Origin of the sequence: Candidatus Solirubrobacter pratensis (assembly GCF_000425945.1) — a bacterium.
Lineage (GTDB): Bacteria > Actinomycetota > Thermoleophilia > Solirubrobacterales > Solirubrobacteraceae > Solirubrobacter > Solirubrobacter pratensis.
Map to the genome: position 1 here is coordinate 1 of NZ_AUEK01000013.1, position 16,598 is coordinate 16,598.

A 16,598-nucleotide genomic window follows, 5' to 3' on the forward strand; every position below is an offset into this window, starting at 1 on the left:
GGTCGGTAGGCGGCGGCGCGTGTGCGCCGCCGCCTACGTGTGCACGCTCCTACGGTGTCGTGGTGGACAGCGTGAACGTCAGCGTCTTGCTGTAGCTGCCGGTGCGCAGCGCGTCGTTGGCACCGATCCTCTGGCGCAGCGCGATCGTCACCGGGTCGTGGCTGACCGGGGCGCTCCAGCTCAGCAGCGCGAGCGGGTCGCCCGAGACCGGGGCCAACGCGCTGCCCGAGCCCGCGGCGGGGCTGCCGGCCTGGGCCCGCAGCGGTTGCGGCAGAGAGAACGAGCCGTTGACCAGGTGACCAGCCGCGACGCCGCTCGTGTCGGCCACCGACAGTGCCGCGGCTCCGGCGGTGCTGAGGACATCGGCCGTCGTGGACGCGTCGTAGTCCTGCCCGGCGCCCGGGGTGAACGCGCCGAAGCTCGCCGGCGCCCCCAGCGACAGCGCCAACGTCGCCGGCACCGCCCCGCCGACCCCGCCACTGCCGTCACCGCCGGCGCTCTCGGTCAGCGGCAGCTCGTACACGCCGCGGCCGTAATTGGCCACGAACAGCGCGGAGTGGTCGGCGCTGAACCCCATATCGAGGATCGGCGCGTTCGGCAGGCCCGCGCTGAGGTCATACCAGTGCGCGCCGTCGTCGGTGCTCTCGAACACACCCAGGTTCTCACCGGCATAGAGCACGCCGTTCGCCTGATCGTAGGTGACGTGCCACACCGGCGCGTTGGGCAGGTCGGAGCTGATGTTCTTCCACGTCGTGCCGCCGTCGGTGGTCTCCCACACGTTGGCCGCCCGGTCGCCCTCCTTGTAGCTGGAGAAGCTCGCGTAGACGTGCTCGGCGTTCGTCGGGTCCACGACGATCGAGGTCACCCAGGTCCCGGGCAGCACGCCCTTACCCAGCTGCGTCCACTTGACGTCGCTCCCGTTCGCGGCGTCGGCGTTGGTCGTCTTCCACAGCAGGCCCGTGTCGGTGCCGGCGTAGATCGTGCTGGCCGGTGTGGTGCTCGTGCCGGTCGTCTTGGCCGGCCCGATCGCCGTCACCGCGCCGAACTCGTTCGCGTAATACGTGTCGCGGTTGATCTCCGGATCCGGCACCACACCCGGCAGGCTCGCCGGGTCATCCGGCGTCGGCGGGCTGATGATCGTCCACGAGTTCACGACACCCGCGCCCGAGCGGGCGATCGACGTGCCGGCGACGTAGACGTAGTCGGGATCGGCCGGGTCGAGCAGCATCGGCATCGCCACCTCCACGCGCGTGTTCGAAGGCCACGGCGGCGTCGAGAAGTTCGACGTCGCACTGCTCGTCGAACCCGTCGCCGCCGCGTCGACGCGGCGGCCGCAGCTGATCCGCGGCGGGGTCGGCTGCAGACACTCGTAGTAGCGAAGCTGGTTGGTCGGATCGACCTGGACTGAGAACCCGTCTCCGCCGCCGTACTGGTTCCACTTGGTGAGGTCGCCCGGCTCGGTGCCCGGCGTCCAGGTACGGCTGGAGCCGTTGTCCTGGAGGCCGATCACCATCCGCCGCGCGTCCTGCTGGGACACGGAGATGTGGTACGGCTGCGTCCACGGCTCGACCGTGCCGTGCAGCCAGTTCTTCTTGGTCGAGAGGCTGTTCGTCGGCAGCTGCCCGTTCGGCTGGTCGCCGTTGCTGTCGGAGCGGTAGACGCCGCCGTCGTTCCCGGCGTACACGCGCTTGGGCTGGTTCGGGTCCCAGGCCATCGCGTGCTGGTCGGCGTGCAGGGTGTCGAGCGCGAACGTCTTGGGCTGGACGACCGCCGACGACCAGGCGGTGTTATTGATCCACGTCTTGCCGCCGTCGCCGGACTCGCGCATATCGACGTTCCCGGCGAATAGGTGGTTCTCGTCGGCCGGGTCGACCCACAGGCGCGAGAACACCCACTCATAGCCGCCACTGATCGTGCCCGACTCGCCGCCGCACGTCCAGGTCTGGCCACCGTCGTTCGAGTAGTAGAAGCCCTTGTCGGGACCGTTGGACGTGGCGAACTGAATGTAGGCGCGGTTCGGGTCGCTCGGCGCGAAGCCGACGCCGATGTGCCCGAGGTCGTCGCTCTGGTTGAGGCCGGTCTTCGTCGCGTCCCAACCGCACACGGAGCCGTTGATGTCCGAGTTGTCCAGCCGCGTCCAGGTCTTGCCGTCGTCGGTCGAGCGGTACAGGCCGGAGCCCTTGCCGCCGTAGTAGAAGCTGCCGTTGTTGCGGTAGTGATCCCACATCGAGGCGAGGATCACGTGCGGGTTGCCCGGCATCAGTGCCACGTCGGCGGCGCCGACATGATCGCCGGTCGGCGCGAGCGCGAGCTGCCACGTCTCACCGCCGTCGGTCGAGTGATAGAGGCCGCGCTCGCTGGAGACCCAGGTGAGTGAGCCGGCGGACGCCGCCCACACCTCCTTCGGGTTGTCGGGGTTGACGACGATGCGGGCGAACGCGCCGCTGTCCGGGAGGCCCGAGAGCGTCCAGGACGCGCCCCCGTCGCTCGACTTGTAGAGACCGTCGCCCATGAACGTCGAGCCGCCGCCGGACGGATTCGATCCCTCGCCGGTGCCGGCGTACAGCGTGCCGTCGGAGCCGCGTGCGAGCGCGCCCACCGCCTGGGTGGTGCGCTCCGGCCATGCCGGCGTCCAGGTGTCGCCGGCATCGGTCGACTTGAACACGCCGCCGCTGCCCACGGACGCGTAGACCGTGCTCGGGCTCGTCGTCGGATCGATCGCCAGATCGGTCACGCGCCCGCCGACGTTCGATGGGCCGACGAACTGCCAGCGTGAGCTGTCGGACGCCTCAGGCAGCGCGGCCGCCTGCGCGACCGCGCGCTTGACCTGCGCCTGCGTGACGGGCTTGCCCGCCGACGCTGACAGATCGAGGAACGACTGCGGCCCCTCCGATTCCTTGGCGGCGCCGTTCCACGGGAGCGGCTCTTCGGCTCGGACCGGGCGACTCCTCGGCGTTACCGACGTCGCCGTGGCGATGGCGACCACGAGCAGCGTGCCGGCGAACAGCAGCACCAAACGTTTCATGAACTCTCCCGACCTCCAGGGTTTGCGCAAGCTTCCCCTCGATTGGGCCGGCTGTCTCCCGTCATCCGTCGGAGTACGGCGGCCGCGTACATGACACATTTCGCAACTTCGTCCGCTTGCGCCGTTTCGGTGTCACATTCCGCGCCCTTGTGCAACCGATAGTGGATGTGCACGGTAAGCACGCGCGGCGCGGGCGCGCCGCCACCGGCATGGGGCACACTCCTACGCGTCGTCGTGGACAGGTGAACGTCAGCGCCTTGCCGTAGCTGCGGGTACGCAGCGCGTCGCTGGGCGCTCGAGCTCAGCAGCGACATCGGGGCGCGGGAGACCGGGGCGAACGCGCCGCGGGAGCCCGCGGCCGGGCTGTCGGCCTGGGCCTGTGAGAGCGAGAACGAGCCGTTGACCACGTGACGCGGCGAGCGCCGCTCGAAGGCCTCGAAGGGGATCGAGTAGCGGGAGATGTCCAGGCCGAGGCCGCCGACGACGGTCAGGGCGATGATTCGACGACGTCGGTCACGCCGGCTCGGGAGCGCCGGCGCAAACGCCTTGCGTGCGTTGTCAGTCGCGAAGGCGTGAGCGGAACATGCGCCCGCCGATGAGGTCGCGTGATGCTCCTAACAACCGGTGCGTCGTGAACAGAGAGCGCGTTGCGTCTCCATGTGAGTGGCTCCGCATATCGAGGTGCTCTCCCTCGGCTTGCTGCGGCGCGTTTCTCCCGAGAGCCGCGGAGGCGTGCGGCCCGGACGCCGAACGCTACGACCCAGCCCGGCCCCGTATCCACGCCCGACCCCTTGCGTACGCCGCCTAAGTAACGCGACCCGCCAGCGTACCCCCACAGCGCGTAGGCGTTGCGACGCCGCCCAACCGATTGCTCGGTTCAGCGATGCGGCCGCAACACCCACGTCCGATAGGAGCTGGCGAGCAGAGGGGCGCCGCCCGATCGGGCCGCGCCCCGCAGCTTCACGGCGTCGTCGTCGACAGCGTGAACGTCAGCGTCTTCGAGTAGGCGCCCGTCCGGAGCGCGTCGTTGGCGTCGATCGTCTGCGTGAACGTGATCGTCGACACGCCGTTGGAGACGGGCGACGGCCACGAGCCGGGGGCGATGTCGACGCGCAGCGGCAGCGGCAGCGAGAAGGCGCCGTTCGTGAGGTGACCCGGATCGCTCACGCTCAGCGTCGCGTCACCGGCCGTGGAGGTCACCTTCGCGGTCGTGGACGTGGTGTAGCCCTTCCCGACGCCGGGCGTGAAGACACCGAAGCTGGCCGCCGGACCGAGCGAGAGCGAGAGCGTTGCCGGGACGTTGCCGCCCACGTCGCCGGGCGTGAACGTCTGCGAGCCCGTCGAGGTCTGACCCTTGACGTCGGTCGCGATCCACCGCACGGTCGCGTTCGCCGGCACGTGGAACGGGCGCAGCCGCGCGCGCGGGCTCGAAGGCCCGTATGCCGGCGAGTCCGCCGTCGGCGTCGAGCCGTCGGTCGTGTAGTGGATCGTGGCGGGCTCGTTCTGGTTGAACAGCACGTCCATGCCGCCTCCCGCCGGCGTCGCCATCGGGCTCACGACCGGCGCCGAGTGGTCGCGCTCGTAGGCGAGCGCCGACTCGAGGATCCCGTAGTTGCCGTTGGCGAACTCCATCGCCTCGTCGTGACCCTCGGTGGCGTAGGCCGGGAAGAAGCCGACGGGCGACTGGGCGGTGCTCGTGGGCGAGGTGAAGCGGTCAGCGCCGACTTCGAAGTCGTAGCCGATGATGCCGCGGTTGTACCAGGCCTCGTCGGAGCTGTTGCCGGCGGCCGAGTACAGGACGTCGGCCACTGGGCCGGTGCGGGCCGGCAGGATCGCGGTCCCGCGGTAGCTCTTGATGCGATCCAGCGTCGTGGCCGCCGTCTGCTCGAAGTACTGATTGACGCCGTAGGAGGCGTACGGCAGCGTCTGGCGGCCGGCCGTCTTATACGCGCCCGGCGCCCACATGAAGTAGCCGCCGTAGGAGTGCACGTTGTTGGACAGCTTGATGTTCGGGTGCTGGTCGGTCAGCCAGGTCTCGTTGCGCACCTCGGGCTCGGAAAGCTCGAACGGCCCGGAGTAGACCTCGTTGGTGCAGCTCGAGGACGAGCCGCTGTAGCCGTCGAAGATCGACCCGACCGAGAAGTTGCGGTTGAGGTCGACGCCCCACGTGTTGCGGTCCGTCGGCGCGTCGTTGGCCGCCGGGCAGTAGTTGACCATGTTCTTGCGCTGGCTGCCGTAGTCGTAGAGCGTGTAGTCGGCGCCGTCCGCGTTGACCGACGGGAGGATGAAGATGTCGAGGTTGTCGACGAGTTCCTTGGTCTCGGGGTCGGTCGCGTAGTTGCGCACGAGCCGCTCCGCGGTCTCGAGGCACACCAGCGGCACGACCCATTCGCGCGCGTGCTCCTGGCAGTACAGGAAGACGCCGGTCTTGGAGCCGTCGCGATGCGCGCCGATGCGGATCGCCTGCACCGTCTGCGGCCCGCGCGGGATTGAGGCGGGCGCCTTGAGGAAGTCGCTCAGCTGCGACGGCGCCGCACCGGGCGCGACGACCGACGTCGGGTCTCCCACGGTGTTGCCGTGGTAGCGCTCGGCGACGACCAGCGCGGACGCCGCCGCGTCGCTGTTGACGGCCGCCATGACTTCACCGGACGTGCTGGTGACCTTGCCGGCGGCGTCGGTGGCGAGATTGACCGTGATGGCCTTGCCGGCGACCGAGACGCCGAGCGCCTGGCCGGGCGCTCCCGGATCCTTTAGCTGGATGCTGATGTCGTTGCCGCCGTCCTGGCCCCAAGCCTTCGAGGTGAGCTGGACCGCCTGCGCGCGCTGTGTCGTGGCGATCTGACTCGTCGCGCCGGTGTAGGGCGTCGCGGTGCCGACGATCATCTGCGCCTTGCGCTGATAGCCGTTGGTCTTGTAGGGCAGGTCGATGACCTGGGCGATGTCCGGGAACTCGGCCGCGAGCGAGCGGATCTTGGCGAAGCTCTCGCTGGAGTCGGTGTAGTGCGTCGTGAAGTCCTGCAGGAAGCCGACCGGCGGCGCGCCGTGGCCGTTGGTGGTGACCCACTCCTTGACCGCGATCGTGTCGCTGCCGCCGTTGGCGCTCGCGACCCGCACGGTCGACGGCATCGGCTTGCCGTCGCCGTTGTCGCCCACGCGGAAGAGGTTGCGGTGATAGAGGTAGGCGCCGCCGTCGATGAAAGGCGACAGGTTGCCGCTGCCCGAGTCCCAGCTCGCGGTCATGATCGGGTTCTGCGCGGCCACCGGCTTGCCGTCGCTCGTGACCGCCTCGATCGAGATGAAGCGCCCGGCGTAGTTGGTGAAGTAGTCGGCGCGCTGCGCTGTGACCGTGTCGGTCGCGGCCAGGCTCCTGGCCTTGCCGCGGCCGGCCGTGAGGTTGCTCGCGGCTGCCCGCTCGGCGCGGATCGCCGCCTCGCGCTCGGCGCGGCCGGCCTCGATCGCCGCCTGCGTGTCGACGACGCCGGTAGCGGGAAAGCCCATCGCCTCGTACTGCGCCTCCTGATCGCCGGTCACCCAGGCGTCGACCGTGATCGTGCCGTCGTCGTTGTCGCGCACGTACTCGGCGAGGTCGGCGCCCACCGCCGTCAGGCGCGGGATGTCCTCCCGGCTTGGGAGCTTGAACTCGACCAGGCTGAGCTCGTCGGCCGTGCCAGGGTCGTCCTCGACCACCGATCCATGCGCGGTCGCCGGGAGACCCACCCCGATGGCCAGGGCCAGCGCGCTTAAGAGCGCGCCGCTGCGTCGCTTCATCGCGAAACCTCCGTGTTAGACGTAGGACGGGTCCTCCAGACCCGGGGACCCCCCGCTCATGCAAGCCCGTCCCACGGTGCGGCCGACAGATGCACAGAGCGTGGATTTGCCTCCACGACACCCGCCTACATGGCGTAGGAATGTCGAGTTCCGGCTGGCATACTCGCGCTGTGGACGAACTGACTCCGATCCAGGGCGACCTGCAGACGCAGGTCATGTCGGCCCTCTGGCGGCTCGGCGCCGGAACGGTCGAGCAGGTGCGCTCAGAGCTGCCTTCGCGCTATCGCGGTGCGTACAACACGGTGCAGACCGTGCTCAACCGGCTGGCCGAGCGCGGGCTGCTGGAGCGCGAGCGCGAGGGCCGCGGCTACGTGTACAAGCCGCGCTTGTCAGAAGCCGACTACCTGTCGGGGACGATCCGGCACACGCTGGCCGGGGCGTCGATCGATGCGCGCCGCGCCGCGCTGGCGAGCATCATCGGCGGACTGGGGCCGGGAGAGCTCGGCCGGATCGCCGATCTGGCGCAGAACGCTTCAGCGAAGCGCGGAGCGTGAGCGCGCACCCCGTATGACCTGGCTGCTCGCAGCCGCCGTACTCGCCGTGGCGATTGGCTTGCCGCACTTCCTGCGGCTCGACGCCGCGCCGCCGGCGTTCGCCGCCGGCGTCTGGTTGTGCGCGCTGCTGCTGCGGGCCGTCGGGTCGCTGCTGGCGGTCGTCTCGCTCGAGGTCTTCATCCCGGCGACCCGCGCCTACGAGCCGCTGTCGAGCGTATGCGCGCTGGGGGTCAGCGGACACTCGATCGGGGACGCGGTCCTGGCGATCCCAACCTTCCTCCTCGCGGGTGCGCTGATCGTCGCGCTGCTGCAGTTGTGGCGGGCGGCGCGCGCGGTGGCGCGGCTGACGAGCGACGGCCTCGTCGGCGCGGGGCCCTGTGGGAGCGTGATCGTCGCCGACGGCGACCTGCTGGTCGCGGCCGCCGGCCTGCGCAAGCCGCGGATACTCGTTTCGGCCGGCGCCCTGTTGGCGCTCGACGACGAGGAGCTGTTCGCCTCCTTGGAGCACGAGCGGGGCCACATCGCGCGCGGTCACCGCTACGTACTCGTCCTCGCCGAGCTGGCGCGCGCGCTGGGGCGGCTGGTTCCCGGTACGCGCGCCGCCGCCCGCGAGCTCCTGTTCCATCTCGAGCGCGACGCCGACCGCTTCGCCCTCGCCCGCCGACACAGCCCCGTGGTACTCGCCAGCGCGATCTGCAAGGCCGCGCTGCACGAGCCGCCCAAGGGCATCACGCTGGCGCTCGGCGGGCGCGGAGTCGTCTCGCGCCGCGTGCGCCAGCTGCTCGACAATGCGCCGCTGCGACGGCCGTCGATCGGCCTGCTGACGCTGGTGCCGGTGATGATCGTGCTGCTGGCCGTCGCCGCGGGAGCGCTGCCGTTCGTCGCGCACGCGACCATGCACCATCCGCACCGCGGCGCCGCCGCCGAGCACTGCTGACTCCCACGCGGCGTCGGTTAGGCGGAGCGGCCCCGTGGACCGGTCTCAGCGTCTATTTGATGGCTAGATCCTAAGAGTTGTAGGAGAATTTCCCTATGACGCTTGTGAGGGAGATCTCGGAGACCCAGGTCGTGCGCCGCCTGGCTGCCGGGCGCATCGTGGCGAGCGCCGTGTTCGACACGCCGAGCAGGCCGAGGACGCAGGAGCGGCGCTCGCGCGCGGCGGAGTGCGCTGCCTCGAGGTCGTCTGCGGTCGGCCTGGAACGGCCGGCGCGAGCGCGATCCGCGCGGCACGCGCCGTCGACGGTCTGCTGGTCGGCGCGGGCAACGTCATCGAGCCCGAGCAGGTCGCGAGCGTCGCGCGCGCGGGAGCGCAGTTCGCGACGGCGCCCGGCACGAACATGGCCGTCGTTCACGTGTGCCGGGAGCTCGGCCTGCCGTTCTTTCCCGGCGTCGCGACGCCGAGCGAGATCGAGCGGCTGCAGACGCTCGGCGTCAGGGCCATGGGCGTCTTCCCGGTCGTCGCCCTGGGTGGGACACCGTTCCTCGAAGCGGTCGCCGGCGCGTATCCGACGGTGGCGTTCCCGCCGAGCGGCGGAGTCCGCTCCGAGACGCTGCGTGCCTATGCAGCGCTCCCGTCGGTGCTCGCGGTCTCGTGTACGTGGATCGTTCGCCAGGAGCATGTGCGCACGCGCAACTTCGATCGCGTCGAGCGCATCGCGCGTGAGGCACAGGCGACCGTCGGTCGCCTGTAGACATCCTACATCTCGTAGGGCTATAGTGCGCGGGGCCGGGCCCGCAACCCCGCCCGGCAAAGACCCTCTGTGGGCCGCGCCTCCGCATATACCCTCCGGCTCGCGGGCCGGTGCGGAGGTGCGGCTCCAGAACCGTTGAGGCTCCTCCACACGTGAGGACGCTTGCGCCGCCAGTATCGCTCTCCTACGGTTCGTCGGCATGACGTCTGTGGCACGGATCGCTGCACCGGCGCAAGCGCGCCACTTCGCCACCACGGCGATCCTCGCGCTCGGCATCGTGATCGTGCTGTCGCCGTACGCCTGGCTCGAAGAGTGGCGGCTGGTCGGCTTCTCGGGCGCCTATCTCCCGTACCACCTCTGGGGCTTGTCGCCGTTCGCGCTGCTCGCGGCGCTGATCGGTCGCTCCTACGGCATCTCGTGGCTCGCGGCATGGGTGCTCGTCGTGCCAGTCGTGCTCGGCACGGTGATCTCCCTCGCGCTCACGCAGTCCACGGGAACGGGGCGGACGGTGTCGGTCGGGATGCCCGCCGTGCTGTTGCTGACGCTGATCGGCGCGTGGCAGCTGCAGGCGCATCGGCGTCGAGGCCTCCAGCTGCCGTCGCTGTCGTTGGTGGCGGGCGTGGCCGCGCTGGTCGCGGCCGCGGTGGTGTTCGGGCGCCTCGCGGCGGTGGGCGAGTACGGCCGGCTGCAGACCTTCCTGGTCATCGGCACCTCGATCGTGGTCGAGGCGCTCCCGTTCGTGCTGCTCGGGGCCGCGGTGTCGGCCGCGATCGAGGTCTTCGCCCCCGACCGCTGGTTCGCCGCGATCGCGCGCCTGCCGCTGCGGCTGCAAGTGCCGTGCGTGGCGCTGGCCGGCATCGCGATGCCGGTCTGCGAATGCGGCTCGGTGCCGGTCGCGCGGCGCTTGATCGTGCGCGGAGTCCATCCCGCGGCGGGCGTCGCGTTCATGCTCGCCGCGCCGGTGATCAACCCGGTCGTCCTGTTCTCGACGGCGGTCGCCTACCACGGGCGCAACCAGCTGGAGATGGTGCTGGGTCGTGCTGGCCTAGGCCTGCTCGTGGCGATCGTCGTGGGCACGATCGTCGCCCGCAAGGGCGTGCCGCTGCGCGGCGAGGAGCACCACGCGCATCACCAACACGAGGGCGCGCGCGTGCGCGGGTTCGTCGACCATCTCGCGGCCGACCTGCTGCTGATGGGCAAGTTCATCGTGCTCGGCGCCGCGCTCGCCGCGGCGATGCAGACGGCGGTACCGCAGAGCGTCTTCACCGGCGCGCTCACGTCGCCCTTCTTCGGCGCGCTGATCATGATCGTCCTGGCGTTCGTGCTCTCTCTGTGCTCGGAGGCCGACGCGTTCGTCGCGGTCTCGTTCATCCAGTTCCCGCTCTCCTCGCAGCTCGCGTTCCTGGCCGCCGGGCCGGTGCTCGACACCAAGCTCGCGATGCTCTACGGCGGAACGTTCGGCCGCGCCTTCGTGCTGCGGCTCGCGGCCGTGATCGTGCCGGTCGTCCTGGCCGGCTCCCTGCTCTTCGGACTGGCGGTGTGAATGTCGCTCGACTGGTCGCGTGTGGCCCGCGCGCTCGCTCTCGGCGCCTGGGGCGCATTCTTCGTCTTCCTCGAGCTGAGCGGGCGCTCGACGACTTACATCGGGCCGAAGACCGCGTGGGTGGTGACGATCGGCGCGCTGCTGCTGCCGCTGATCGCGCTCGCGTATCTCGCGGGCGCGCGCGGGCGCGCGAAGACGCCCTCGCACCGTGAGCTCGGCGGCCTCGGCCTGCTCGTCGCTCCGCTGGTCTTGGCCATCATGGTGCCCGCTCCGAGTCTCGGAGCGTTGGCCGTCGCGAACAAGCGCGGCAAGAACGCCCCGGCGCCGCAGGCTGCGCCGGCCGACGGCAACGTGCGCCTGTACGAGATCGCGTGGGCCGGCGAGTCGGCGAAGTACGCCTCCAACAACGGCATCAAGATCGGCCGCGACGTCGACTTCGTCGGCTTTGTCTCCAAGCCGTCCAAGGACGGCGGGCCGGTGGAGCTCTCGCGCTTCTTCGTCACGTGCTGCGCCGCGGACGCGGTCGCATACTCCGTGCGCGTGAAGCTGCCGCCGAACGCGCAGGAGTTCACCGACGACACTTGGGTGCGCGTGCGCGGGACGCTCGCAGGCACGCCCGGGCGCAATCTCACGGTGTCGGCGACGCAGGCCGACGAGATCGAGCAGCCGAGGAACCCATATAGCTGAGCAGGAACGCGGTCACGAGCAGGCCGGCGATCGCCGCGCCGGCCGCGACGTCGGCGTAGTAGGAGAGGTACAGCCCGCCGATTCCGCAGGTGATCCCGATCGCGACGGCGACCGCGATCATCGGACCAAGCCGGCGCGCGAGCGCGCGAGCGGCTGCGGCGGGCGCGATCAGCGCCGCGACGACGAGCAGGTTGCCGAGCCCCTGGACGCCGACCAGCACCGCGACGGCCAGCAGCATCAACAGCGTCAGCTCCGCGCGCAGCGGCGACACGCCGAGCGCTCGCGCGCCGCCGCGGTCGAACCCGGTCGCCAGCAGCCGCCAGCGGGCCAGCCACATGCCGGCGAGCACGACTGCGGCGAGCACTCCGCCGAGCGCGACGTCCCCGCCGCTCGCCCCCAGCACGTCGCCGAACAGCAGCCCGTTCAGCCCCGGCGGGCTCGCGGGAGAGAGCGCGAGCAACACGCCGGCACCGAACAGGGTCGTGATCACCACCGCCACCGCGTTGTCGGCGCCGACGTTCCTGATGCGCGCGGCCAGCGCGACCGACACGCCGGCGATCGCGAGCCCTGCCGCGCCCCCCAGGACCAGCGGCGCGCCCGCGAGCGCCGCGACGGCGAGACCGGGGAACATCCCGTGCGCGAGCGACTCGGCGCTGTACGACAGCGAGTAGAGCACGACCCACACGCCGAGGGCACCGCACGCGGTGCCGGCGAACAGGACCTCGAGCGCCGCGTGGCGCATGATCGGCTCGCTCCAGGGAGCGGCGAGCGCGTGCCAGAGGTCAGCCATGGTCGTGCGCGACGACCGCGTATCCGGCGCCGTTGCCGGGGAGGCGGATCAGCGCTCGCCCGTAGGTCGCCTCGAGCACGGCCGGTGTGAGCGCCGTCACCGGCGGACCGAAGGCGACCTGGCGGCGGTTGAGGCAGAGCACCGCATCCCACGCGAGCGTCTGGGAGACGTCGTGCGTCGAGACGAGGACGGCGCGGCCCTCGCCGGCGAGCGCGTCGATCAGGTCGGTGAGCGCGGCCGCGCTCGGCGCGTCCAGGCCGGTGAACGGCTCGTCGAACAGGACGATGGCGGCGTCCTGCACCAATGCGCGGGCGACGAGCACGCGCTGGCGCTGGCCGCCCGAGAGCTCGCCGAACGTGTGATGGGCGCGCTCGGCGAGCCCGACGCGGCCGAGCGCGGCGAGCGCGTCGCCCCGCTCCGCTCGGCCCGGCCGGCGCCACCACGGCAGGCGCCCGAGCGCGCCCATGACCACGACGTCGAGGGCCGAGACCGGATAGTCCAGCCGCGAGCGCTCGGTCTGCGGAACCGTTCCGCAACGACCGGCAACCTCGAGCGTGCCGGACAGCGCGCGCAGCTCACCGAGCAGCGCGCGCATGAGCGTGGTCTTGCCGCCGCCGTTCGGTCCAAGCACGCCGATCCGTTCACCGGGCCGCATCGCGACCGTCACGTCGGTGAGGACGGGCGCGCCGCCGTATCCGACGGCGAGACCTTCGGCGACGACGACGTGCTCGCCCGTCACAGCCCCGCGATCGTGCATCCCCGCGCTCCGCCGGTGAAGCCCCGCACCATCGCGTCGGCATTGGCCTGCTCCATGTGCAGGTAGGTGTCGCCGCTCGAGCCCGCCGGCCCGAGCGTGTCGCCGTAGAGCGTGTAGTCGGCGCGCGCACCCGTCTGCTTGGCGATCGCGTCGGCGAGCTTCGGGTTGAGCGAGCTCTCCGGGTAGACGGCCTTCACGCCCTCCTGCTCCACGAGCTTTGCGAGCTTGGAGATCTGGCCCGCCGACGGCTGCGCCTGCGTCGACTGCGACGGGATCACGGCGCCGACGACCGTGATGCCGTAGCGCTTGGCGAAGTAGTTGAACGCGTCGTGGCTCGTGACCAGCTTGCGCTGCCCGGCCGGCACGGCGGCAAAGCACGACGCGATGCCCGCGTCGAGCGCCTTGACCTTGGCCAGATAGCCATCCGCACTCCTGCGGAGCGCCCGCGCGTTGCCCGGCTCCGCCTGCACCAGCGCGTCGCGCACCGCGGCGACCGCGGCCTCGACGTTGCGTGGGTCGTGCCACCAATGCGGGTCGAACTTGGAGGCCTCCGGGCCCGACGACTCGCCCGGCACCGTATACGGCGTCTGCTCCGGCGCGATCGCGAGGACCGCAGGATGCCCGCCCGCCTCGCTTACGACCTCGCCCATCCACTTGTCGAGGTTGTTGCCCGACTCCACCACCAGCTTCGCGCCCGCCGCCGCCTGCACGTCGGCCGGCCGCGGCTCGTAGTCGTGCGGATCCGAGTTGGGTTGCAGGATCTGATGGACGTCGACGCTTGGGCCGCCGACCTCGCGGACGATGTCCCCGAGCTGCGTCGTGGTCGCCACGACCGCGATCGGCTTGGACGACGAGCTCGCCCCCGCCGACGCCGCGGACTCGGAGTCCTGGTCGGAGCCGCCGCAGCCGGAGACGGCGACCGCCAAGGCGGCGGCGATGAGGGCAGGGCGAACGGGCACGGTGACGACCTCCAGTCGAAGAATCGGCCTAACGTTATCGAGATCGAATCTTGTTTTCTACCGCGTCGATGAGCGCCGTCACTGCGAACACGCCGCCGCCGAGCACGGCGATCGCCGCCCCGGGCGGCGCGTTGGTCTTGATCGAGAGCCAGACCCCGGCGACGCCCTCAGCCGCGGTCAACGCGACGGTGGCGAGCTGCCACGCGAGCATCCGCCCCGTCCACATGCGCGCCGTCACGGCCGGCACGACGAGCATCGCGGTCGCAAGCAGCGAGCCGACGGCGGCCAGGGCGGCGACGGCAACCAGCGCCACCAGCGCGAGCAGCGCCAGGTCAGGCCGCCGCGGGTCGGCGCCGACGGCTCGCGCGGCGCCGGCGTCGAAGCCCGCGGACAGCCACCGCGGCCCCAGCGCGTACGTCGCGAGCAGCGCGACGACGGAGACGCCCAGACTCAACAGCAGATCCGGCGTGTGCAGCGCGAACAGGCTCCCGAACAGCAGCGTGTCGACCTCGGACCCCGAGTGGAAGACGTTCGAGGCCAGGATCACGCCGGCCGCCAGCGCCGCGACGAGCGCGAGCGCGGTCAGCACGTCATAGGTCGCGGAGCGGCTCGTCGAGAGGCGACCCACGCCGAGCGCGAAGAGCGCTCCGGCGGCCAGCGCGCCGGCCATCGGCGCAAAGCCGACGCCGGCCGCCAGCACGAGCCCGGGGAACGCCGCGGCGGCGACCGCGTGCGAGTAGAAGGCGAGCCCGCGAGCCACCACCCACGTGCCCAGAAGGCCCGCGGCGACGCTAAGCAGCAGGACCTCGGCGAGGCCCCGTTGGGCGAAGGCGTAGCCGAAGGGCTCGAACATCGCCGCTGAGACTAGTACCCGTTATCTGGAAACGCTACTGCGCTGCACCGCAGTTCGCGCACATCCCGTGCAGAGTCACGTCGTGCTCGTCCACGGCGAAGCTCTCACGCCGCGCAACGCGGCGGATCGCCTTCTCGAGCGCGTCGTCGGTGACCGGCGTGAGCGTTCCGCATCGGCCGCACACCAGATGGTGGTGATGCTCCGTGCCGCCGGGGAAGACCGACTCATAGCGCGTGATCCCGTCCCCGATCTCGATCCGCGTGACGAGCCCGAGCCGATCGAGCTCGTCGAGGACGCGGTAGATCGTCGCGCGGCCGACCCGCCGGCCGCCGGCACGGAGCATGTCCTCGATCTCGCCGGCCGAGCGCCCGCACTCCTCGGCGTCGAGGAGCTCGATCACCGCAGCCCGCGCTCCGCCGCGCCGGAACCCCCTGCTCGTGAGCCGCTGGTGCGCGTACTCCGCCCGACGCGGACCCCGAGCTCCGCGATCGCTGGGCTGGCGCGCGCCCACGCACGTCTCGCCGGAGCACGACGGCGGGCCGGCGCCGCGCGCACGGCAGTGCTCGAGCTGCTCGCGCGGGAGGGCCAGTGCCTCGTCGCCGCGCAGGAGATCGTCGGCCTGCGCGGACGTTGACGCACGGCCTTCTGGAGCGTCCGCTCCCGTCCCTACGATCTGTCGGAGTTCCATGGATGAGGGGACGATCGACAGAGACCAGGCCGAGCGCCTCGCCCGCTACGAGCAGCGCAGGCTCGCCCGGACGCACGAGCACGCCGCGCCGCGGCTGTTCGCCAGCCGGGTGGGCAAAGCGCTCAGCGCCGCCGTCGCCGTGCTCGCCGCACTGACCCTTGCCGGCATCGTCGTGCTGTGGCCGGGAGGCGGACATGCGAAGCGGACGAGCGAGGCGATGGGCGGCCAGACCGTGGGCGCGACCGTCGAGGCGACTTCGGAGGTTCGCTGCGACGGCCCGGTACCCCAGGCGTGCCGCCGCGCCGTCGTCAAGCTCGGCGGCGGAGGCCGGACGGCACTGACGCTCGGCCCGGTCCGTGCGACGCCTTCGCTTGAGCGCGGCGCACACATTCGCGTCCAACGCGTCGCCGTGCCGCAGGGCGCCCACGGTGTTGAGCCCTACGTACTCGCCGGCTACGACCGGCGGCGCCCGCTGCTGCTCGCGGGCCTGATCTTCGTCGGCCTCGTCGTGGCCGTCACGCGCCTGCGCGGCCTGCTTGCGCTCGGCGGTCTCGCGCTTTCGCTGCTGCTCGTGACGAAGTTCGTCGTGCCCGCCATCCTGGCCGGCTCGCCCGGCCTGCTGGTCGCCCTGGTCGGCTCGCTGGCGGTGATGTTCGTCACCGTCGTCCTGACCTACGGCGTCAGCGGCCCGAGCCTCGCGGCGTGCATCAGCATCGGGCTCACACTCGGGCTCGCCGCGCTCGCCGCCGCCGCGTTCGCCCACGCCGCCCACCTCGACGGGCGCTCGAGCGAGCTGTCGAGCTTCCTCGCCGGCGCCGACGCGCAGCTGTCCCTGTCAGGCGTCGTGCTCGCGGGGATCGTGCTCGCCACCCTTGGCGTCCTCGCCGACATGGGAGTCACGCAGGCGTCCGCGGTCATGGCACTGCGACAAGCGGCACCGGATGCCTCCGCTCGCGAGCTGTACCGGCGCGCCTTCGCCGTCGGCCGCGACCACCTCGTGGCGACGACGCACACGCTCGTGCTCGTATACGCCGGGGCCACTCTGCCGCTGCTGCTCGTCATGCACGCCGCGGGCGTCAGCACCACCGACGCACTGAACACCCAAGATCTCGCCGAGCCGGTCCTCGGCACGCTGATCGGCGCGACCGCCCTGCTCGTCTCGGTGCCGCTGACGACCGCCCTGACCGCGATCGTGTCGGTACGCGCGGCGCCCGAGGCGCTGGGCGAGATCCACGCGCACGCACACGGTTGAGCCGCGTGCCTGGCCGGCCTGAGGTCAGGTC

Annotated in this window: 14 protein-coding genes; 7 read left to right on the top strand and 7 right to left on the bottom strand. The window is 71.4% G+C overall.

Annotated features, from left to right (window positions below):
• Positions 1-49 precede the first annotated feature (49 nt).
• Positions 50-3,025 carry a WD40/YVTN/BNR-like repeat-containing protein gene (locus tag H958_RS0119630; RefSeq protein WP_196807451.1) on the bottom strand — a complete coding sequence of 992 codons (2,976 nt, stop codon included), beginning with the start codon at positions 3,023-3,025 and terminating at the stop codon, positions 50-52.
• Between the two features lie 960 nt (positions 3,026-3,985).
• Entirely contained in the window at positions 3,986-6,793 is a 2,808-nt protein-coding gene (locus tag H958_RS38780; RefSeq protein WP_081686077.1) for a M14 family metallopeptidase, read from the bottom strand.
• Positions 6,794-6,963: 170 nt separating this feature from the next.
• Between H958_RS38780 and H958_RS38785 the strand changes: the two genes are divergently transcribed.
• From H958_RS38785 to H958_RS43690, 5 genes are all read left to right on the top strand, one after another.
• Positions 6,964-7,347 carry a BlaI/MecI/CopY family transcriptional regulator gene (locus H958_RS38785; RefSeq protein WP_051324545.1) on the top strand — a complete coding sequence of 128 codons (384 nt, stop codon included), beginning with the start codon at positions 6,964-6,966 and terminating at the stop codon, positions 7,345-7,347.
• A gap of 46 nt (positions 7,348-7,393) precedes the next feature.
• Complete coding sequence (locus H958_RS43685; RefSeq protein WP_196807452.1) at positions 7,394-8,284, top strand: M56 family metallopeptidase; 891 nt, start codon at positions 7,394-7,396, stop codon at positions 8,282-8,284.
• Between the two features lie 67 nt (positions 8,285-8,351).
• On the top strand, positions 8,352-9,038 hold the full coding sequence (locus tag H958_RS38795) for a beta/alpha barrel domain-containing protein (protein ID WP_081686079.1): 687 nt from the start codon (positions 8,352-8,354) through the stop codon (positions 9,036-9,038).
• A 199-nt stretch (positions 9,039-9,237) separates the two neighbouring features.
• Entirely contained in the window at positions 9,238-10,581 is a 1,344-nt protein-coding gene (locus tag H958_RS38800) for a permease (RefSeq protein ID WP_081686080.1), read from the top strand.
• Positions 10,582-11,268 carry a TIGR03943 family putative permease subunit gene (locus tag H958_RS43690; RefSeq protein WP_028059914.1) on the top strand — a complete coding sequence of 229 codons (687 nt, stop codon included), beginning with the start codon at positions 10,582-10,584 and terminating at the stop codon, positions 11,266-11,268. It abuts the gene before it with no gap.
• Here the strand turns inward: H958_RS43690 and H958_RS38810 are convergent.
• Genes H958_RS38810 through H958_RS48330 form a run of 5 tightly spaced genes read right to left on the bottom strand, consistent with a single transcriptional unit; the run spans position 11,210 to position 15,138 of the window.
• Positions 11,210-12,058 carry a metal ABC transporter permease gene (locus H958_RS38810; protein ID WP_051324548.1) on the bottom strand — a complete coding sequence of 283 codons (849 nt, stop codon included), beginning with the start codon at positions 12,056-12,058 and terminating at the stop codon, positions 11,210-11,212. The genes H958_RS43690 and H958_RS38810 overlap by 59 nt on opposite strands.
• The gene (locus tag H958_RS38815; protein WP_231379310.1) at positions 12,051-12,797 is read right to left on the bottom strand and encodes a metal ABC transporter ATP-binding protein; all 747 of its coding nucleotides are present in this window, start codon (positions 12,795-12,797) and stop codon (positions 12,051-12,053) included. Before H958_RS38815 ends, H958_RS38810 begins: the two co-directional genes overlap by 8 nt.
• Positions 12,794-13,774: a metal ABC transporter substrate-binding protein gene (locus tag H958_RS38820; protein ID WP_196807453.1), complete on the bottom strand. Its 981-nt coding sequence runs from the start codon at positions 13,772-13,774 to the stop codon at positions 12,794-12,796. The genes H958_RS38815 and H958_RS38820 overlap by 4 nt, the downstream gene beginning before the upstream one ends.
• Positions 13,775-13,808: 34 nt before the next feature.
• Positions 13,809-14,627 carry a metal ABC transporter permease gene (locus tag H958_RS0119680; RefSeq protein WP_028059915.1) on the bottom strand — a complete coding sequence of 273 codons (819 nt, stop codon included), beginning with the start codon at positions 14,625-14,627 and terminating at the stop codon, positions 13,809-13,811.
• A 34-nt stretch (positions 14,628-14,661) separates the two neighbouring features.
• Entirely contained in the window at positions 14,662-15,138 is a 477-nt protein-coding gene (locus H958_RS48330; protein WP_051324595.1) for a Fur family transcriptional regulator, read from the bottom strand.
• Between H958_RS48330 and H958_RS48335 the strand changes: the two genes are divergently transcribed.
• Positions 15,076-15,261: a hypothetical protein gene (locus H958_RS48335; RefSeq protein WP_231379312.1), complete on the top strand. Its 186-nt coding sequence runs from the start codon at positions 15,076-15,078 to the stop codon at positions 15,259-15,261. The genes H958_RS48330 and H958_RS48335 overlap by 63 nt on opposite strands.
• Positions 15,262-15,313: 52 nt before the next feature.
• Complete coding sequence (locus tag H958_RS0119690; protein ID WP_028059916.1) at positions 15,314-16,567, top strand: YibE/F family protein; 1,254 nt, start codon at positions 15,314-15,316, stop codon at positions 16,565-16,567.
• Positions 16,568-16,598: the final 31 nt, after the last annotated feature.

Coding starts and splice junctions, on each gene's coding strand:
- H958_RS0119630 (WP_196807451.1), bottom strand. CDS start 3,025: ATGAAACGTTTGGTGCTGCTGTTCGCCGGCACGCTGCTCGTGGTCGCC.
- H958_RS38780 (WP_081686077.1), bottom strand. CDS start 6,793: ATGAAGCGACGCAGCGGCGCGCTCTTAAGCGCGCTGGCCCTGGCCATC.
- H958_RS38800 (WP_081686080.1), top strand. CDS start 9,238: ATGACGTCTGTGGCACGGATCGCTGCACCGGCGCAAGCGCGCCACTTC.
- H958_RS43690 (WP_028059914.1), top strand. CDS start 10,582: ATGTCGCTCGACTGGTCGCGTGTGGCCCGCGCGCTCGCTCTCGGCGCC.
- H958_RS38810 (WP_051324548.1), bottom strand. CDS start 12,058: ATGGCTGACCTCTGGCACGCGCTCGCCGCTCCCTGGAGCGAGCCGATC.
- H958_RS0119680 (WP_028059915.1), bottom strand. CDS start 14,627: ATGTTCGAGCCCTTCGGCTACGCCTTCGCCCAACGGGGCCTCGCCGAG.
- H958_RS0119690 (WP_028059916.1), top strand. CDS start 15,314: ATGGATGAGGGGACGATCGACAGAGACCAGGCCGAGCGCCTCGCCCGC.